Raw genomic sequence first — 14,639 nt, forward strand, 5'->3', positions numbered from 1 at the left:
GCGGCTACAGCCACCCTGCGCGTTTGAAGCGCCACCACAGCGCGAGATCCGCGGCGACCATCACCGCGATGCAGCCGTAGAACCCGTATTTCAGGTGCAGCTCGGGCATGTTCGCGAAGTTCATCCCGTAAATGCCGGCGATCATCGTCGGGATCGCGAACAGCGCGGCGAACGAACCGAGCCGCTTGGTCACCTCGTTTTCGGCGAGCGAGATCATCCCGAGATTCACCTGGATCGCCGTCACGACCATCTCGCGCCGCCCTTCGATCGTCTTCACGATCCGCTGCAGATGGTCGTACACGTCGCGGAAATAGTTGACCATCCCGCTGCAGACGTTCGGAATGCGGCCGCCCGTCAGCTTCGCGAGCGGCTCGATCAGCGGCGCGGTGTGCTGATACAGCAGCACGAGCCGGCGCTTCAGCGAATAGAGATCCTCGATGATCGCGCGCGACGACGCCGTCGTCGCCTTCGCGAAGATGCGGTCCTCGAGCTCGTCGAGCTCGTTGCCGAGTGTCTCGAGAATCGGAAAGTAGCGATCGACGACCTGATCCATCAGCGCATAGAACACGAACGCCGACCCCTCGCGCAGCAGCTCGGGCTCGCGCTCGCAACGCTTGCGCACTTCGCGGAAATCCTGCTCGGTATGGTTGCGGATCGACAGCACATAGTTCGGGCCGACGAACAGGTTCAGTTCGCCGACCTTGAATTCGCCGTCGTCGTCGAGCTCGACCGTATGCAGCACCGCGAACAGCGAATCGCCGTACTCCTCGATCTTCGGCCGCTGATGCCCTTTGCGTGCATCCTCGAGCGCAAGCTCGTGCAGCCCGAACTCCTCGCCCATCAGCTCGAGCTCCTCGGGCGTCGGGTCCTTCAGCGCGACCCACACGAAGCATTCGGGCTTCGATACGTAGTCGCTGATGGCCTCGATCTCGATGTCGGCGAGCTTGCGGCCGTCCTGATATGCAGCGCAGTTGATCAGCATGTTGTCGGATGATGTTGCCGTTTTCCCGTCAGTTTACCGGTTTGCCGCGCGCGCGGCCGGCTTGCACCGTGCGCCGATATTGGTCATGATCGGACTCTCGCGCGTCGCCGCCCGCGCACCGGTACGCACGGCCGGGCGAACGCGACCATGCAGCGCAACCGTCAAGGAGGCAGACCTATGTGGTATTTCGCGTGGATACTCGGGATCGGCGTCGCGCTCGGCTTCGGCATCGTCAACGCAATGTGGCTCGAAGCCGAAGTATTCTCGCGCGACGGCCGCCGCGCCGCGCCCGCTTCGCATGCCGGGAGCCGCCGCTCGTGACGCATCTGGTGTTCTTCTGCGGCCACGCCGGCACCGGCAAGACCACGCTCGCGAAACGGCTGATCCGGCCGCTGATGCGCGCGACCGGCGAGGCCTTCTGCCTGCTCGACAAGGATACGCTGTACGGCCGCTACAGCGCCGCCGCGATGGGCGCGCTCACCGCCGATCCGAACGATCGCGACAGCCCGCTCTTTCTGCAGCATCTGCGCGATCCCGAGTACCAGGGCCTGCTCGATACCGCACGTGAAAACCTCGCACTCGGCATCAGCGCGATCGTCGTCGGCCCGCTGTCGCGCGAGGTGCGCAACCGGCGCATTCTCGATCGCGCCTGGCTCGGCATCGCGCCCGACGTCGCGCTGACGGTCGTCTGGGTGCATACCGCCGAAGAAGTCGCACGCGAGCGGATCGTCGCGCGCGGCAACCCGAACGACGCATACAAGCTCGCGCACTGGGACGAATACCGCCAGCGCCGCTTCGTGCCGACCGGCTCCGAATGCGACGGCATCGTGATGTTCGACAACACCGCGCCGTCCGACGCGGACATCGACGCACTGCTGGTTCGCATCGTACCGCCCGCTCCGGCCGCGACGATCGTCCCGCCGCTGCCGGCCTGAAGCGCGCACGCGCCCTTCCCTGCGCCGAAACGACGACGCCGGACGTGCAGCTGCACGCCCGGCGTCGTCCGGCCCTCTCGGTCTGGTCTTGTCGTTATCAGGCAACCGCGTGCACGCGCTCCATCGTGCCGCCGTCGTACAGCTTGCCGAAGCGGTTCGCGAGGAACGCCTTCAGCGACACCTTCTCTTGCGGGATGAAACCGCTCTGCGGCAGCTTCTTCTCGCGGAACAGGTCCAGCACCGCGCACATCGCGCCGGCGGTCGTGATCTGGATCGCGCTCATGTGCATGCCGCACACTTCCTTCGCGAAGATCTTGCGCGTGAACACGTCCTGCACGAGTTGGCCGTCCTTCACGCCCGTCACCGTGATGAATACCAGCACGACGTCCTGCTTCGTCGACGGCACCGCGCGGCGCATGATCGACTTCAGCGTGTCGCGATCGCTCGACAGGCGCAGGTCCTCGAGCAGGAACTGCACGAGATCGCGGTGCCCCGGATAGCGGACCGACTTGTAGTCGAGCGACTCGACCTTGCCCGACAGCGTCTCGCACAGCGTGCCGAGGCCGCCGGACGTATTGAACGCTTCGTATTCGGTGCCGTCGAGCGAGAAATGCTCGAGGCCTTCGAGCGGCTGCACCCACTGCTTGCGACCGTCGCGGATCGCTTCGCACGGCTGGCAGTATTCGTTGATCAGCCCGTCGACGCTCCACGTCAGGTTGTACTTCAGCGCGTTGGTCGGATACTCGGGCAGCGCGCCGACGCGCATCTTCACGTCGCGCACCTCGGTGAAGCCGTTCACGAGCTCGTGCGCGGCCAGGCCGATGAAGCCCGGCGCGAGGCCGCACTGCGGCATGAACGCGCGATCCGAGCCTTCGGCGAGTTCGCGGATCGCGTGCGTCGCGCGCACGTCTTCGGTCAGGTCGAAATAGTGGACGCCTGCGGCCTTCGCGGCGGCCGCCACGTTCACGGCCAGGTAGTACGGCAGCGCGTTGATCAGCGCATCGAAGCCCTTCACGGCTTCGCGGATCGCAGCGGCGTCGGCCGAGTCGACCCGCTGCGTCGCGATGCCTTCGCGCGACAGCTTCGCGAGCGCGTCTGCGTCGCGGTCGAACGCGACGACTTCGTAGTCGCCCGTTTCGCGCAGCATGTGAGCAATGGTGTGGCCGATCAAACCGGCGCCGACGATGGCGATTTTCATGCGCTTATCTCCTGATGATGGGTTGGTGTTGTGGACGGCGTCGAGCCATGACCCGCAGTGTAGAGATGCGCAAAATCAGTTCCAAGACGAAGAATGATGCGAAACGACCGATAATTTCGACGCAATGACGACACGTTTCGCCGAAACGACGAAACGCTGTCGAAACGGCCGTGTCGCGCGGCGCGGCGCGCGCGCGCGACGTGCCGATTCGCCGCACGCGCAGGCGCCGGCCGGCAAGGGAAATCACGAAGGAAAAGCGGCAGTTGATGGCGATCGAAACGCCGATCGCTGCACATCGCACACCGTGGTAACGACAATCGCGAGCGCATCCGGCGAGCGCCGATCGAACTGCCTCACGAAGGGCAAATGACGTTCGCCGATCGCTCGATCGGCATCGTCATGAAGGACAGAGACGCTTATCCCGAAGGGGAAATGGCGGACGCGTATTCGCGTCGCGCGACGCGACGAACCGCACGACGACTCGCCCGATACGCGCGGCTTGCGGCGCACCGCGCACTCAGCCGCCGATGGTCCCGCGATCGATCTTGCGCGACAGGATGATCGACGTCGTCGTGCGTTCGACGCCTTCGAGCGTGCCGATCTGGTCGAGCAGATCGTTGAGCCGTTCCGGCGAATCGGCGCGCAGCCACGCGACGTAGTCGTATTCGCCGCTCACCGCGCATAGCAGCTGCACCTCAGGCATGCGGTCGAGCTTGCGCAGCACGTCCTTGCCGAACTTCGGCGTGAGGATGATGCCGACGTACGCGTAGATGCTCGCGTCGAGCACGTCCTGGCCGAGCCGCACGCTGTAGCCCGCGATCACGTTCGTGCGTTCGAGCCGCGCAATGCGCGCGACGACGGTCGTGCGCGCGACGTCGAGCTGCCGCGCGAGATCGGCAACGCTCGCACGCGCATTTGCTTGCAGCAACGCGACGAGTTGCCGATCGAGATCGTCGAGCTGGTCGAGACGGGGTGGGCGCATGAGGCTGTGCGCGGCGCCGTGCGCCGGCGAAGTGGACGTGCCGCGATGATAGCGCGAACGCCGCTGCGCCCGAACGCCTGCACGCACCGACCTTTCAATTTCGATTCGTATCGGATGTAAGCAAGTGTCGCATTCGCTGCCGCGACGCGGGCAACGTGCTACTAATAGCGGCGACGCGAGAGGCGCGCGCGGCAACGGCCGCCACGCCCGCTCGCAAGACACCACCCGGAGAGCCAACCATGAAGAAAATCTCGCTCACCCTCGCTACGCTCCTCGTTGCCGCCGGCGCCTTCGCGCAGACGCCGCAGCCGCAAACGTCCGCTTCGGCCGCGACGACGTCGGCCGCGTCCGCGCCGAGCGCGGAGCAGCGCGCCGCACGTCGCGAAGCGCGCATCGAGCAGCGCATCAAGTATCTGCACGATCAGCTGAAGATCACGCCGGCACAGGAATCGCAATGGAAGACGTTCGCCGACACGATGCGCGACAACGGGGACACGATGGGCCGTCTCTACCGCGCGCGGATGGAAAGCCGCAACGTGTCCGCCGTGGACGACATGAAGCAGTACGCGGAACTCGCACAGGCAAACGCGGACGGCGCGAAGAAGCTCGCTGACGCGTTCGCGCCGCTCTACGACAGCTTCCCGGCCGAGCAGAAGGCGCTCGCCGACACGACGTTCCGCAGCTGGCTGCACCACGGCGGCGAGCACCGCCGCAAGGGCAACGCGAAGGAAGGCAAGGCCGCGGCCGCCCCGGCCGCGAGCGCGCCGGCGCAGCCCTGATACTGAGGCCGTACGGCGGCCGCCCGCCCTGCCCGCTGCGGCCGGGCGGCGCCGCGCACCGGGCCTGCAGTCGACGCGCCTCACACGGCGCGTCAATTTCGGGATAAGCTCCCGGCTTTTCCCGCCCTTCCGCCATGCTCGAACTCAAGCACCTCGACCTGCGCACCGATCCGCAGGCCCGCCGCGTCGTCAAGGATGAAACCGTCACCGTCGCGTTCGCGGACGCCGCCGGCGAACTGATGAGCCTCGAAGGTCCGAACCGCTACGTCGCCGGCGACGCGCTGATCACGGGCTCGACCGGCGACCGCTGGGTCGTGTCGCGCGCGCGCTTCGACGCGAAGTACGTGCCGGCCGATCCGGCGCTCGCGCACGGCGCACCGGGCGCATACCGGAACCGGCCGACGGTCGTGCTCGCACGCCGGATGGACGAACCGTTCGCCATCGCGCGCTCGGAAAACGGCGATACGCTGCGCGGCGCGGCCGGCGACTGGGTCATGCAATACGCGCCCGGCGACTACGGCGTCGTACAGGCGCAGCGCTTCGCGCAGGTCTACCGCGACGCGTGAGCGCGCGACGCGCGGGCCACACGTCATCGCGCAGTCACGTAATCGCGCTCACGCCGTCACGCAAAATCTTCGTCGAGCGCGAGTTCCGCTTCGCGCTCGATCGTCTCGCCCGCCGCATGCCGCTCTTCGAGCGACCCGAGCATCGCTTCCGTATAGGCATGCAGCACCGCGTGGCTGCGCGCGCGCTGCATCGGCTTCAGCGCCAGATAGCGGGCCAGCGCGGCCGGTGCGATCCGTACGTCGAGCGTCATCCGCTTCGGCGTCGCGCCGAAACGCATCGCGAGCCAGTGCACGGACAGAAAGCGTCCACGCGCATCGCTGCTTTCGACGAAACGCGTCTGTTCCGGAAAGAGATCGCAAATGACGCGCGCGAGCGCATCGAATTCCGCGCTTGCGCAGTCAATCTGATAGTCGTCCATGTCATCCTCTGTCGCCGCGCGTCGGCGCGGGCGTGGCGCAACCGTTCGTCCGCACGGGTCAGTTCGCCGCGCGCGGCGCGCGGCACGTCTTCACGAGCACGGCTGTCAGGAGCGCCGCGATCACGAAGTACGCGGCCTCGGCCCACGCGGCCGGCAGCATCCTGACCTGATACAGCAGCGCGGGCGCGGCCGCGAGCGCGTGCAGCACGATCGCCGCGGGCAGCACGCCGGCGCGGCCGGCCCGCACGCCGCGCCACACGAACACCGACAGCGCGACCTGCACCGCAAAGGCGGCAACGCGTTCGAGCAGCAGCAGCACGACGTTCGGTACCGACAGCGTCGCGAGCATCATCTGCAGCCGCACCACGGTGTCGGGCGGCAGATCCGAAAGCTGTGCGTCGAGCTGGCCGCGGCTCGCGAGCCAGCCGAGATACGCCCACTGCCCCCATACCAGCACGCCGACGAACCACGCCTGCGCGCCGCCGTGCCCGATCCCGTAGCCGATCCCGCGCCCGTCGCCGGCCGACGCGCCGTAGCGGCGGCTCAGCCAGCGCATCCCGAGATAGCGGCCGAACTCCTCGAACACGGCGGTCGCGAGCGCACTGTATGCGACGAACGCGAGCGGATGCGTGAGCCAGCCGCCGGCCGGCGTGCTGCTCAGCACGAAAGCGTGGAACGCGCGTTCCACGATCATCGCGGACAGCGCGAACATCGCGACGCCGACGATCGTGTCGCGGCGGTCGAGCGCAAGCGGCTTGCGCAGATAACGGAAGAGGACGAGCGGCAGCAGCGCGATGATCAGCGTGGCCGCAATCAGCACGGCCAGCGTGACGGGAGCAACGGTCATGGAGTTCCTTGTTGGGCGCGGCGCACCGAACGCGCCGCGTGCCCCGAATGATACTCAGCTTGCGGTCGACGCGCGCGCGATCAGCTCGCCGGGCAGCATCGCGACGCGCACGTCGCCGCCCGCGCCGTCGATCCGCTCGTGCACGAACTCGACCGCCTTGTAGCCGATCTCGTAGGTCGGCTGACGGATCGTCGTGATGCCGATCAGCTCGGCCCATTCCGGATCGTCGATCGACAGCAGCGCGGCGTTCGACTGCCACGCGGCGCCGAATCGGGCGCGCAGATGACGCGCGATCGCGAGCGCGACCGGCGCGTTTGCCGCGAACAGCGCGGCGCGCACGCCGCGCCGCGCGGCATCGTCGATTCGCGCATCGAGGTCGGCCAGCGCGACAGCAGCCGCCTGCGGCACGTTGAGATCGAGCACGACCGTCGGCGACACCGGCATGCCGCGCGCGGCGAGCGCCGCACGGAACGCGGCTTCGCGCAGCCGCCGCGAGCTGACGTGCTCGAACGGCTGCACGACGAAATGGATCGCGTCGAAGCCGCGCTCGATCAGATGCGCGAGCGCCGTCTCGATCGCGTCTGCATTGTCGAGGCCGATCAGGTCGGCCTCGAAGCCCTCGACCGTCCGGTCGACGAGCACGGCCGGAATGCCGCCGCCGCGCAGCGGCCGCAGCACCTCCTCTTCGGCGCCGAGCGCGTTCACGATCAGCCCTTCGACGCGATACGTGGTCAGCAGCTGCAGAAAACGGCGCTCCATCTCGACTTCGTTCGCGGCGTGGCAGATCAGCGGCATGTAGCCGAGCGCGTGGCACGCGGCTTCGACGCCTTGCAGCACTTCGACGGTATACGGATTGGTCAGGTCGGCCGCGAGCATGCCCAGCAGCCGGTTGCGGCCGCGCTTGAGCCCGCGCGCCATCTGGTTCGGCCGGTAGTTGAGCCGCGCGATCGCGGCTTCGATCCGCTGGCGCAGATCGGCCGACAGCACGTGCGTCTCGCCGTTCAGATAGCGCGAAACGCTGGTCTTGCCCGTGCCGGCCTCGCGCGCGACGTCGCTGATCGTCGCCGGACGGGACGTGGAAAGTTGCGATTCGGTCACTGTGATGCCTCGCGACGGGCGATCCGCGCCGCTGCGTCGGCGGACGGACCATTGTTGTTGGATACGAAAGCCACCTGGCGGACTCCTCTGTCGATCGGACGCCGACCGGAACCGGCGCGCCGCGCGGCGTCGCACGGACCGTCGTCGCGGGCGCGGCCGCGCGCATGCGCGACGAGCGGGCGATCATAACGCACGCCGCCCGCCGGCACCAAGACCGTCGATTCTAACGGCAGGCGCGCGGCCGGCCAGCCGCCCCGGCGCGGCCCTGCCTCAGCGCCTTGGCGCCTTAGCGCGGCGCGAGCGCGTCCGGATTGACGAGGTTCGAGCGCAGCGTGCCGGCCAGCGCGCCGACCAGGTTTTCCGCCGCGCAACGCGCCATCGCATGACGCGTCTCGTGCGTCGCCGAACCGATGTGCGGCAGCGCGACGACGTTGCTCATCTGCAGCAGCGGCGAATCGGCCGACAGCGGTTCCTTCTCGAACACGTCGAGCCCCGCGCCGCGGATCGTGCCGGCGCGCAGCGCGTCGATCAGCGCGGCCTCGTCGACCACCGGCCCGCGCGACGCGTTGATCAGGATCGCGCTGCGCTTCATCTTCGCGAATTCGGCGGCGCCGATCAGGTGGCGCGTCTCCGGCGACAGCGGCACCTGCAGACAGACGAAATCCGACTCCGCGAGCAGCGTGTCGAGCGTCACGCGCCGCGCGCCGTATTGCGTTTCCGCTTCCGGATGCACGGTGCGGTTCGTGTACAGCACTTGCATCCGGAAGCCGAGCGCCGCACGCCGCGCGACAGCGCCGCCGATGCGCCCCAGCCCGACGATGCCGAGCGTCTTGCCCTGCACGTCGGTGCCGTACAGCTCGGGGCCGATGCTGCGATGCCAGTGGCCGGCCTTCACCCACTCGGCGAGTTCGACGACGCGCCGCGCGGAGGCCAGGATCAGCGAGAACACGGTATCGGCGGTCGACTCGGTCAGCACGTCGGGCGTGTGCGCGAGCACGATGCCGCGCCGCGTCAGATCGGCGACGTCGAAGTTGTCGTAGCCGACCGAAATCGTCGACCACGCCTTGAGCCGCGGCGCGCGATCGAGCATCTGCGGCGTGATCTTCAGGCTCGCGCCGATTGCGCCGTCGGCATCGCCGAGCGCATCGGCCAGCGCGTCGGCGCCGTCGGCCTGCACGACGTCCGCATGCTCGCGCAGATACGCGAGGACGTCATCGGGCAGCGGCTTGTACGCGACGATACGAGGCTTCATCGTTTCATTTTCCTTGCAGCGGGGCCGCGAGCGAATGGGCATCGCGCGGCTGGGGTTTGACGGACAGCGTCAGGATCACGGCGGCGACGAGCGCGGCGCTCATGAACGCATACGACGCAAGCGGCGAGCCGGTCGCGCCGTTCAGATAGCCGACGAAATACGAGCCGACGAACGAGCCGAGCGCGCCCATGCTGTTGATCAGCGCCATCGCGCCGCCGGCGACGTTCTTCGGCAGCAGTTCCGGCACGATCGCGAAGAACGGGCCGTACGGCGCATACATCGCGGCGCCCGCCACGACGAGCAGCGCGTACGAGATCCAGAAGTGCGTCGAACCGAGCGCGAACGACGCGGCGAACGCGGCCGCGCCGACCAGCAGGAACGGCCACACGAACCCGCGCCGCGAGCCGACCTTGTCCGACGCCCACGATGCGGCGAGCATCGCGATCGTCGCCGCGAGATACGGCAGCGCGGACAGCCAGCCGGTCGCGACCATCCCGAGCGCCGAGCCGTTCTTCACGATCGACGGCAGCCACAGCACGAAGCCGTACACGCCGATGCTCCAGCAGAAATACTGCGCGCAGAGCTTGATCACGGCCGGCGAACGGAACGCTTCGCCGTAGTTGCGCACCGGCTTGATCGCGGCCTGCTCGGCCGCGAGCGTCGTCTCGAGATCGCGCTTTTCCTGCGCGGACAGCCACGGCGACTGCGCGGGCTTGTCCTGCACGAGGAACCACCAGCACACGGCCCAGAGGATCGCCGGCACGCCTTCCGCGATGAACATGTGGCGCCAGCCGAATTCGTGCACCAGATAGCCCGACACGACCGACATCCAGAGCACGGTCACCGGGTTGCCGAGGATCAGGAACGTGTTCGCGCGCGAGCGCTCGCTCTTCGTGAACCAGTTGCTGATGTAGATCAGCATCGCCGGCATCACGGCCGCCTCGACCACGCCGAGCACGAAGCGGATCACCATCAGCGACGGAATGTTGCTGACCACGCCGGTCAGCGCCGCGCACGCGCCCCACAGCACGAGGCTCACGAACACGAGCTTCTTCACGCTGCGACGCTCCGCATAGATCGCGCCGGGAATCTGGAAGAAGAAGTAGCCGAGGAAGAACAGTGCGCCGATCAGCGACGACAGGCCCTTGCCGATCCCGAGATCCTGGTTGATGCCCGCCGCCGCCGCGAACCCGTAGTTCGCGCGGTCGAGGTAGGCGAGGCTGTAGGTGATGAAGACGATCGGCATGATCGTCCACCAGCGGCGGGGTGCGAGATTGGTTGCCATCAGAGTGTCTCCTGTGTCGACCGGAGCGCTTGCGTCGGCGTCGTCGATCGGGGTGATTGCTGCATGCGTTGCTGCGGCTCCGCGCATCGCGATGCGCGCGCGAAACCGGTTCGCGGATTGTGCCGTGTCCGGCCTCTCATTGCGCGACGAAGCTTTCCTCTACTCGCTCGGCCCGTTCGCGCTCGAGCCGGTCGAGCGCCGCGCGCGTCGGCAGCCCTTCCGAATCGCCGATCACCTGGATCGCGAGTGCGCCGATCAGGTTGCCGCGCGCGACCGCCTGCGCGACCGGCTTGCGCTCCAGCAGCGCGCTGACGACGCCGACCGCGAAGCCGTCGCCGGCGCCGACCGTGTCGACGACATTGTCGACGCGCTCGCCCGCAACCGTGCCCTCGTCGCCGTCGGCGGTGCGATAGTACGCGCCCTGCGGGCCGAGCTTGATGACGACGCCGCGCGCGCCCTGGTCGAGATAGAAGCGCGCGATGTCGGCCGGTGTGTCGCGGCCGGTCAGCTGCCGCCCTTCGGCGAGGCCCGGCAGCACCCAGTCGGCGAGCGCCGCGAGCGCGTTCAGCGTCGTCGCCATCGCCTCGGCCGACGGCCACAGCGTCGGGCGCAGGTTCGGGTCGAACGAAATCGACTTGCCGGCTGCGCGCATTTCGCGCGCGAGGTGAAACGCCAGTTCGCACGAGCTCGCCGAGATCGCCGGCGCGACGCCGGTCAGATGCAGATGGCGCGCGCCGAGCACGTAGTCGGCCACGTAGTCGTCGCACGACAGGTGGCTCGCCGCCGAGCCCTTGCGGAAATATTCGACCGTCGGATCGCTGCCGTCGTCATTGCGCGACTTCAGCTGGAAACCGGTCGGGTAGCGCGTATCGACGGTCACGCACGACGCGTCGATCCCTTCGCGCGCGAGCGTGTCGAGCACGTAGCGGCCGAACGAATCGTTGCCGACGCGGCTCATCCAGCCCACCCGGAAACCGAGCCGCGCGAGCCCGATCGCGACGTTGAGATCGGCGCCCGCGATGCGCTTCGTGAACTGCGCCGCGTGCGCGAGATGGCCCGGCTGCGCGGCGACGAACATCGCCATCGCTTCGCCGTAGGTGACGATATCGAGTGCTGTCTGCATCAGTGAATCCTCCGTGTCCTGGGTGCGTCACGCGGCCGCGAGCCACGCGACGCGGCGGCGTGCGTCGCCCGCCGGATCGTGTGCGTCGAACGAAAACTCGATCCCGCGCGGCGCCTGCGGCGGCAGCGCCGCCAGCACGTCGGTCACGAGCGGATCGTCGGGCGCCGGCGCGACGGCGAAGCGGCGCGCGCCCTCGCCTTCGACGGCCTTGCAGTGGATGTATTCGACGTGCGGCGCGAGCGCGCGCGCGCACGCGAGCGGCGCTTCGCCCGGCCACTGCCAGTTGCCGATGTCGAACGTCATGCCGAGCGCATCGGGCAGGCCGCACGCCGCGAGCGCGTCGAACAGCCCGCGAAATTGCGCGAACGCGCCGCCGACCGCCAATTGCCCGTTCTCGACGACGACACGCGCCCGCGCACCGCGCGACAGCGCAACGATGTCGGCCGCGTGCGCGTCGCCGGCGAAGCCGCCCAGCTGGAATTTCACGAAGCGCGCGCCGAGCGCGTCGGCTTCGGCGAGCGTGTCGCGCAGCGCTGCCGCGTCGAGCGCGCCGTCGTCGGTGTACAGCGTGGCCGGCGTCGAATAGACCGACCACAACCGGTGTGCGGCGATCCGTTCGCCGAGCGCGGCCAGCGCGCCGGGCGCCGCGTCGTCGTCCGACGCGAACAGCTCGCGCCGCACCTCGAATCCGGCCGCGCCGGCTTCTGCCGCCGCCGCGACGAATGCACTGTGGCCCGCCTGGCGCACACGGTCCATTCCGAATGCGCTCGCCACGATCACGATGTCTGCCATGATGCCCTTTTTCCCCGGCGCTGGAACCGGTTCCATTTGCTTGAGACGGATGGTGCGCTTCGCTTCGGGCATGCACCATAGTGGAAATCCCTAGGGTCGGCGGCCGGCCCGCACGCCGCCCCGCGGGCCCGCCCCGCCCCGCGCGACGCGCGCGTCTCGGCGCGCATCGTCCGTGCCTGCCGCCGCACCGACGTGGTGCACGGCGCGTGGAGCCGTGGCCGTTATCCGATCGGATGCGCGACGCTCATCTCGAGGAACTGCGCGGCGGCCCGCGACGGCGCACTGCCATGCGGCACCAGAATCGAGAAATGCCGCGTGAGCGGCGTCGGCGCGAAAGAACGCATGACGAGCGCCGCATCGCGATGACGCAGCGACATCGCCGACACGAAGCCGACGCCCATGCCCGCGCGCACGGCCTCCTTCACCGCTTCGACGCCGGCGATCTCGAACGCGACGCGCATCGGCGCCGCGCACTGTGCGAACGCGCGCTCGACGAGCTGCCGCACGCCCGAGCCCTCCTCGCGCAGCACGAGCGGATGCGGCGCCAGCGCATCGAGCGTCACGCCGGCGTCGTACTCGGGCGCCGCGAGCGGATGGCCGGCCGGCACGATCGCGACGATTTCGTCCTCGTGCCAGACGTGCATCGCGGTCCCCGGCGGCAACGCGTCGCCGGGCGGCCCTTCGATCATCGCGATATCGAGCGACGGCAACGCGGCGACGACGTCGGCCGTGTTGCCGCTCATGGTCTGGATCGCGATGCGCGGCGCCCGCGGCTGAAACGCGGCAATCAGGTACGGCAGCAGATAGCTCGCCGGCGTCGTGCTCGCGCCGATCCGCAGCGTGCCGGCATCGAGGCCGCGCACCGCGTCGCGGAACGCGCGTGCCTGCGCGAACGTGTCGCGCTGCGCCTTCGCGTACTGCGCGAGCTGCTCGCCGACCGGCGTGAGCCGGATGCCGCGCCCGTCGCGCTGGTACAGCGGCTCGCCGAATTCCTCCTGCAGCAGCCGCAACTGGCCGGACACGGCCGGCTGCGACAGATGGAGCGCGACGGCCGCATGGCTGATGTTCAGATGCTCGGCGACGGCGGCGAACGTTATCAGTTGATCCGGGGTCATGGCGTCGAATTATCGGTTTGGCGGATAGTTTATGTCACAAATCACAATTTTTCATATCGATATAACGAATTTAGGATTAGACCATCGCAACGACGCTGTCACGGTGCCTCCCATGTCCACTGCCCCGACTCCCTCTCTCGGCCACGCCGCGCCGTCGATGCGCGGCCAGTTGAACGGCGTGCTGTTCGTCGCACTGTTTGCGGCCGCCGTCACGAGCCTGTCGCAACTGCCCGCGATCGCCGCGCTCGGCCTGTCGCCGCTGATCGTCGGGATCGTCGCCGGCGCGCTGTACGGCAATGCGCTGCGCGACGGCATGCCGGCGAGCTGGGCGGCCGGCGTGAACTTCTCCGCGCGCAAGCTGCTGCGCATCGCGGTCGCGTTCTTCGGGCTGCGCGTCAGCCTGCAGGAAATCGCGCAGGTCGGCCTGCCGGGTCTGACGGTATCGGTGCTGGTCGTCGTCAGCACGCTCGCGATCGGCACCTGGGCCGGCATGAAGCTGATGAAGCTCGACCGCGACGCGGCGCTGCTGACCGCCGCCGGCAGCGCGATCTGCGGCGCGGCCGCGGTGCTCGCGTTCGAATCGACGCTGCAGTCGAAGCCCCATCAAAGCGCGATGGCGGTCGGCAGCGTCGTGCTGTTCGGCACGCTGTCGATGTTCCTGTATCCAATCGCCTATCACGCCGGGCTGCTGAATCTCGATCCGGCCGGGCTCGGGCTGTTCTTCGGCGGCACGATCCACGAGGTCGCGCAGGTGGTCGGCGCCGCGAGCGACATCAGCCCGCAGGTCGCGCACGTCGCGACGATCGTCAAGATGACGCGCGTGATGCTGCTCGTGCCCGTGCTGCTTATGCTCGGCTGGTGGCTCGCGCGCTCGGCGCAAACGGCAGCCGGCGGCGCGCAAGGCAAGCGCAAGGTCGCGGTGCCCTGGTTCGCGCTCGGCTTCCTCGCCTTCGTGATCGTCAACTCGCTGAACGTGCTGCCGGCGGACGTCACGCATACGCTGAACGTGCTCGATACGTTCGCGCTGACGATGGCGATGACGGCGCTCGGGATCGAGACGCGCGTCGCGCAGATCCGCCAGGCCGGCCCGCGCGCGCTGACCACCGGGCTGATCCTGTACGTCTGGTTGATCGTCGGCGGCTACGGCATCACGTGGGCCGTGCAGCACTGGCTTGGCTGAGCCGCACGTCCGCACCGCTTCGCGCGCCGCGCCCGACGGGGATCTCCCGCGCGCGCGGCGCAGTGCTATGCTTCGCGTCGTTTTCC

Annotated in this window: 16 protein-coding genes; 5 read left to right on the forward strand and 11 right to left on the reverse strand. The window is 68.5% G+C overall.

Annotated features, from left to right (window positions below; translation table 11 throughout):
* Positions 1 to 4: 4 nt before the first annotated feature.
* A complete protein-coding gene (corA, locus tag NP80_RS21335) occupies positions 5 to 982 on the reverse strand; it encodes a magnesium/cobalt transporter CorA (RefSeq protein ID WP_006404775.1) in 978 nt (325 codons plus the stop codon).
* Between the two features lie 177 nt (positions 983 to 1,159).
* Between corA and cydX the strand changes: the two genes are divergently transcribed.
* Positions 1,160 to 1,303 carry a cytochrome bd-I oxidase subunit CydX gene (cydX, locus tag NP80_RS30135; RefSeq protein ID WP_006404773.1) on the forward strand — a complete coding sequence of 48 codons (144 nt, stop codon included), beginning with the start codon at positions 1,160 to 1,162 and terminating at the stop codon, positions 1,301 to 1,303.
* Entirely contained in the window at positions 1,300 to 1,917 is a 618-nt protein-coding gene (locus tag NP80_RS21345; protein WP_006410728.1) for a P-loop nucleotide/nucleoside kinase family protein, read from the forward strand. Before cydX ends, NP80_RS21345 begins: the two co-directional genes overlap by 4 nt.
* 97 nt (positions 1,918 to 2,014) lie before the next feature.
* Here NP80_RS21345 and NP80_RS21350 read toward each other — a convergent pair whose 3' ends face one another.
* The gene (locus NP80_RS21350; protein WP_006404771.1) at positions 2,015 to 3,115 is read right to left on the reverse strand and encodes a saccharopine dehydrogenase family protein; all 1,101 of its coding nucleotides are present in this window, start codon (positions 3,113 to 3,115) and stop codon (positions 2,015 to 2,017) included.
* 517 nt (positions 3,116 to 3,632) lie between these two features.
* Positions 3,633 to 4,097: an Lrp/AsnC family transcriptional regulator gene (locus tag NP80_RS21355; protein WP_006400020.1), complete on the reverse strand. Its 465-nt coding sequence runs from the start codon at positions 4,095 to 4,097 to the stop codon at positions 3,633 to 3,635.
* A gap of 239 nt (positions 4,098 to 4,336) precedes the next feature.
* Here NP80_RS21355 and NP80_RS21360 point away from each other — a divergent pair, with 239 nt between their 5' ends.
* Together NP80_RS21360 and NP80_RS21365 are read left to right on the forward strand one after the other, a co-directional pair.
* Positions 4,337 to 4,876, forward strand: coding sequence for a Spy/CpxP family protein refolding chaperone (locus tag NP80_RS21360; protein ID WP_006404766.1), 540 nt, complete (start codon positions 4,337 to 4,339; stop codon positions 4,874 to 4,876).
* Positions 4,877 to 5,010: 134 nt separating this feature from the next.
* Positions 5,011 to 5,442: a PGDYG domain-containing protein gene (locus tag NP80_RS21365; protein WP_006400018.1), complete on the forward strand. Its 432-nt coding sequence runs from the start codon at positions 5,011 to 5,013 to the stop codon at positions 5,440 to 5,442.
* A gap of 56 nt (positions 5,443 to 5,498) precedes the next feature.
* Here the strand turns inward: NP80_RS21365 and NP80_RS21370 are convergent, their stop codons facing one another.
* From NP80_RS21370 to NP80_RS21410, 8 genes are all read right to left on the reverse strand, one after another.
* Positions 5,499 to 5,861 carry a DUF3022 domain-containing protein gene (locus tag NP80_RS21370; protein ID WP_006404765.1) on the reverse strand — a complete coding sequence of 121 codons (363 nt, stop codon included), beginning with the start codon at positions 5,859 to 5,861 and terminating at the stop codon, positions 5,499 to 5,501.
* A 58-nt stretch (positions 5,862 to 5,919) separates the two neighbouring features.
* Positions 5,920 to 6,708, reverse strand: coding sequence for a YhfC family glutamic-type intramembrane protease (locus NP80_RS21375; RefSeq protein ID WP_006412036.1), 789 nt, complete (start codon positions 6,706 to 6,708; stop codon positions 5,920 to 5,922).
* 54 nt (positions 6,709 to 6,762) lie between these two features.
* Positions 6,763 to 7,806, reverse strand: a complete 1,044-nt coding sequence (locus NP80_RS21380) for a LacI family DNA-binding transcriptional regulator (protein WP_006412037.1) — start codon at positions 7,804 to 7,806, stop codon at positions 6,763 to 6,765.
* Between the two features lie 286 nt (positions 7,807 to 8,092).
* Positions 8,093 to 9,058, reverse strand: a complete 966-nt coding sequence (locus tag NP80_RS21390; RefSeq protein ID WP_006412035.1) for a bifunctional glyoxylate/hydroxypyruvate reductase B — start codon at positions 9,056 to 9,058, stop codon at positions 8,093 to 8,095.
* A 4-nt stretch (positions 9,059 to 9,062) separates the two neighbouring features.
* Positions 9,063 to 10,343 (reverse strand): MFS transporter, encoded by a 1,281-nt coding sequence (locus NP80_RS21395; protein ID WP_006400012.1) that lies wholly within the window; start codon positions 10,341 to 10,343, stop codon positions 9,063 to 9,065.
* A 136-nt stretch (positions 10,344 to 10,479) separates the two neighbouring features.
* Positions 10,480 to 11,466, reverse strand: a complete 987-nt coding sequence (locus NP80_RS21400; protein WP_006404761.1) for a sugar kinase — start codon at positions 11,464 to 11,466, stop codon at positions 10,480 to 10,482.
* 27 nt (positions 11,467 to 11,493) lie between these two features.
* Positions 11,494 to 12,258, reverse strand: a complete 765-nt coding sequence (locus NP80_RS21405; RefSeq protein WP_035948423.1) for a TIM barrel protein — start codon at positions 12,256 to 12,258, stop codon at positions 11,494 to 11,496.
* 221 nt (positions 12,259 to 12,479) lie between these two features.
* Complete coding sequence (locus NP80_RS21410) at positions 12,480 to 13,373, reverse strand: LysR family transcriptional regulator (protein ID WP_006408841.1); 894 nt, start codon at positions 13,371 to 13,373, stop codon at positions 12,480 to 12,482.
* 112 nt (positions 13,374 to 13,485) lie between these two features.
* Here NP80_RS21410 and NP80_RS21415 point away from each other — a divergent pair, with 112 nt between their 5' ends.
* Positions 13,486 to 14,553, forward strand: a complete 1,068-nt coding sequence (locus tag NP80_RS21415) for a YeiH family protein (protein WP_080559059.1) — start codon at positions 13,486 to 13,488, stop codon at positions 14,551 to 14,553.
* The last annotated feature ends 86 nt before the right edge of the window (positions 14,554 to 14,639 follow it).

The sequence above is a fragment of the Burkholderia multivorans ATCC BAA-247 genome, from assembly GCF_000959525.1.
GTDB classification, from domain to species: Bacteria; Pseudomonadota; Gammaproteobacteria; order Burkholderiales; family Burkholderiaceae; genus Burkholderia; species Burkholderia multivorans.

Excerpts from the sequence above, each read along its gene's own strand:
- corA (WP_006404775.1), bottom strand. The coding sequence starts at position 982 with ATGCTGATCAACTGCGCTGCATATCAGGACGGCCGCAAGCTCGCCGAC.
- cydX (WP_006404773.1), top strand. The coding sequence starts at position 1,160 with ATGTGGTATTTCGCGTGGATACTCGGGATCGGCGTCGCGCTCGGCTTC.
- NP80_RS21350 (WP_006404771.1), bottom strand. The coding sequence starts at position 3,115 with ATGAAAATCGCCATCGTCGGCGCCGGTTTGATCGGCCACACCATTGCT.
- NP80_RS21355 (WP_006400020.1), bottom strand. The coding sequence starts at position 4,097 with ATGCGCCCACCCCGTCTCGACCAGCTCGACGATCTCGATCGGCAACTC.
- NP80_RS21360 (WP_006404766.1), top strand. The coding sequence starts at position 4,337 with ATGAAGAAAATCTCGCTCACCCTCGCTACGCTCCTCGTTGCCGCCGGC.
- NP80_RS21365 (WP_006400018.1), top strand. The coding sequence starts at position 5,011 with ATGCTCGAACTCAAGCACCTCGACCTGCGCACCGATCCGCAGGCCCGC.
- NP80_RS21370 (WP_006404765.1), bottom strand. The coding sequence starts at position 5,861 with ATGGACGACTATCAGATTGACTGCGCAAGCGCGGAATTCGATGCGCTC.
- NP80_RS21375 (WP_006412036.1), bottom strand. The coding sequence starts at position 6,708 with ATGACCGTTGCTCCCGTCACGCTGGCCGTGCTGATTGCGGCCACGCTG.
- NP80_RS21390 (WP_006412035.1), bottom strand. The coding sequence starts at position 9,058 with ATGAAGCCTCGTATCGTCGCGTACAAGCCGCTGCCCGATGACGTCCTC.
- NP80_RS21395 (WP_006400012.1), bottom strand. The coding sequence starts at position 10,343 with ATGGCAACCAATCTCGCACCCCGCCGCTGGTGGACGATCATGCCGATC.
- NP80_RS21400 (WP_006404761.1), bottom strand. The coding sequence starts at position 11,466 with ATGCAGACAGCACTCGATATCGTCACCTACGGCGAAGCGATGGCGATG.
- NP80_RS21405 (WP_035948423.1), bottom strand. The coding sequence starts at position 12,258 with ATGGCAGACATCGTGATCGTGGCGAGCGCATTCGGAATGGACCGTGTG.
- NP80_RS21410 (WP_006408841.1), bottom strand. The coding sequence starts at position 13,373 with ATGACCCCGGATCAACTGATAACGTTCGCCGCCGTCGCCGAGCATCTG.
- NP80_RS21415 (WP_080559059.1), top strand. The coding sequence starts at position 13,486 with ATGTCCACTGCCCCGACTCCCTCTCTCGGCCACGCCGCGCCGTCGATG.